2 protein-coding genes and 1 pseudogene are annotated in these 1,708 nt (G+C 64.1%); 1 reads left to right on the top strand and 2 read right to left on the bottom strand.

The window, feature by feature from the left end; all coding sequences use genetic code 11:
- Nucleotides 1-532 (top strand): DUF7351 domain-containing protein (locus WBV42_RS16645; protein WP_423987016.1); only part of this gene is annotated, 532 nt, incomplete at its 5' end.
- A gap of 30 nt (nucleotides 533-562) precedes the next feature.
- On the opposite strand, the gene WBV42_RS16640 is transcribed toward WBV42_RS16645, so the two are convergent.
- Both WBV42_RS16640 and WBV42_RS16635 read right to left on the bottom strand, forming a co-directional pair.
- Complete coding sequence (locus WBV42_RS16640; protein WP_423987015.1) at nucleotides 563-1,174, bottom strand: NUDIX hydrolase; 612 nt, start codon at nucleotides 1,172-1,174, stop codon at nucleotides 563-565.
- Nucleotides 1,175-1,270: 96 nt separating this feature from the next.
- Nucleotides 1,271-1,708, bottom strand: a pseudogene (locus WBV42_RS16635) (hypothetical protein); the annotation flags it as partial.

Below are 1,708 nucleotides of genomic sequence, written 5' to 3'. Positions count from 1 at the left end.
CAACTACGTCGTCGTCGAATGCCGGGCCTGCGAACGCCCGACGCTCACGTTACCGTTTCCGCCCGGAGGGCATCGCGCTCACGACCCCGACGGCCTGCTGACGGCGTTCGACCGGCACCACCGCCATCGTCTGTCGCTCATGGACGACGGCGTCTGCCCGGAGTGCAGTGCCCCGGCGAACGCACACGTGGAGTATCACGACGCGGAAACGGACGAGGGCGCGGAAAATGCCGACCACCGCCGTCCGCAGGTCCAGTTCGACTGCGAGCGCTGTGGCTGTCGGCTTCGCTCGCCGGTCACGCTCGCGGTGCTGGAGCATCCGGCGGTCATCTCGTTCTACCACCGCCACGGCATCGACATCCGGGAGCGTCCCGTTTGGAACGTCGGCGAGGAGTGGCGCGAAGCGGTGGTCTCGGAGGACCCGTGGTGCGTTCGGGTTTCGACGGCGGTAAACGGCGACGTGCTGTCGCTGTTCGTCGCCTCGAATCTGGAGGTCGTGACGGTGCGCGAAACGGGGCAGACGGCGTCCTGAGAAGTCAAAAAACGCTGCGATGACCACCGTTCACGACGAGTTCGATGTCGTCTCGCGTCGTTGCTGCCACACGTCGCGCGCATCGTACGCTATCTCGTGAAAATCGCGGTGCCACGCCGGTACGTCCTCGATGTGCCAGTACCCGAGGTCCGAACTCTCCTCCGACCCTCGAAGCGTTCCGCCCAAGCGTTCACAGAGGTAGACGAGTCCGACGGCTTCGTTGACGTGGTGTTCAGTCGCCGGTTGGTAGTGTGCGCCGACCAGCGTCGTAACCCGGACGTCGAGGTTCGTCTCCTCTTTCGTCTCGCGAACCGCCGCCCGTTCGGGACCTTCGCCCGGGTCAAGGAACCCGCCTGGGACCATCCACTCACCGCTATCGGCGCGCTTCATCAACAGGATCCGTCCGTCGTCGTCGAAAATCGCGGCACCGGCTGCGATTTTCGGCGTGATATGCCCGACCTCCTCGGCGAACCGTTCACGGACCTCGTCGGAACTCACCGCGAGCGTTTCGCCGTAGTGTTCCGCGACCAAGTCGAGTATCCGACCGTACCGTCGTTCGTCGTGATGGTTGTCCGCATATCGAAGCCCGTTCTGACCGATGATTCGGAGTTCGTCCAAGAGCGCGAGGAGGTTCGATTTCACATCGAGACCTCGCACTCGAACGACCTTAATCCTCAGTGGGCTTCTCGTCGGGTAGCTATTTCAAGGGTTGTGGAAAAACCGAATTCCGAACCGCCGTTAGGACGCCTGTTCGTCCAGCAAGTCCAACGACTCCAGCGTCTCCCGACGCTCCTCGATACCGAGCGCCTGGTAGGTCGGTGCGACCGTCGCCACGTCCACTTCCTCGGGCGAGAGGCCACCTTCTTCGGATTCCGCGAGCGCCGACAGCGCGAGTTCGATGCCGGATTGAATCGAACCTTGCGGGTCGTAGTTGTCTTCGAGGTACTCCCGAACCGTCCCGTCTTCCGCGCCGATGGCGGTCGCCTGCCACTCGTAGAACGTCCCGGACGGGTCGGTTTCGAACAACCGCGGTTGGGGCGGTTCGTCCTCGCTGGTAGTCGGTTCGACGCCGTCTCGCGGGCCAGGCCCGCTCGACGAATTCGTCGAACGTGGGTCGACGCCACCAATCAGCAGCGCCGCGCCGAACGGCCGCGCGCCGCCCTGTTGGGTGAACTC

Source organism: Haladaptatus sp. (assembly GCF_049589095.1).
Taxonomy (GTDB): domain Archaea; phylum Halobacteriota; class Halobacteria; order Halobacteriales; family Haladaptataceae; genus Haladaptatus.
Note: the sequence above shows the minus strand (reverse complement) of the source record. Positions and strands in the feature narration are given on the sequence as shown.